The sequence below is a fragment of the Azoarcus sp. Soil_N_20 genome, from assembly GCF_057656155.1.
Genome location: NZ_JBDGKX010000058.1, coordinates 1 through 518, shown reverse-complemented (window position 1 = coordinate 518; position 518 = coordinate 1). Strand labels below are relative to the sequence as shown.

Genomic DNA, 518 nt, shown 5'->3' with positions numbered 1-518 from the left:
CTGAAGCTCTCCGGCCACTTCCTGCCGCTGGGCACGATCGCGTGGGGGATCTCGCTCTACTTCCTGTTCGGCACCATGGAGACCCTGGGCGGCCACACCGGCCTGACCGGCATCCCGCCGATCGAGCTCTTCGGCTGGGTGCTCGACCAGGGCGAGGAGATCTACTACCTGATCTGGCTGTTCCTGCTGTCGGCGGTGTTCACCACCCAGAACCTGCTCGACTCGCGCGAAGGTCGTGCGATCCGCGCCCTCAAGGGCGGCATGGTGATGGCCGAGGCGATGGGGGTGAACACCTCGCGCTCGCGGATGATCATCTTCGTCATCGCCGCCCTGCACGCCTGCGCCTCGGGCTGGCTCTACGCCCACATGCAGCGCTTCGTGAACCCGACCCCGTTCGGGCTGCACATCGGCATCGAGTACCTGTTCATGGCGGTGGTCGGTGGCGCCGGTCACGTGTGGGGGGCGCTGGTCGGCGCCGGCGTGATCACCGTGCTCAAGCAATGGCTGCAGGATGTGCT

The 518-nt window shown here is 66.8% G+C and carries 1 protein-coding gene; it reads left to right on the top strand.

Annotated elements, in window-relative coordinates:
* Positions 1-518 (top strand): branched-chain amino acid ABC transporter permease (locus tag AC3A35_RS27870; protein ID WP_487439805.1); only part of this gene is annotated, 518 nt, incomplete at both ends.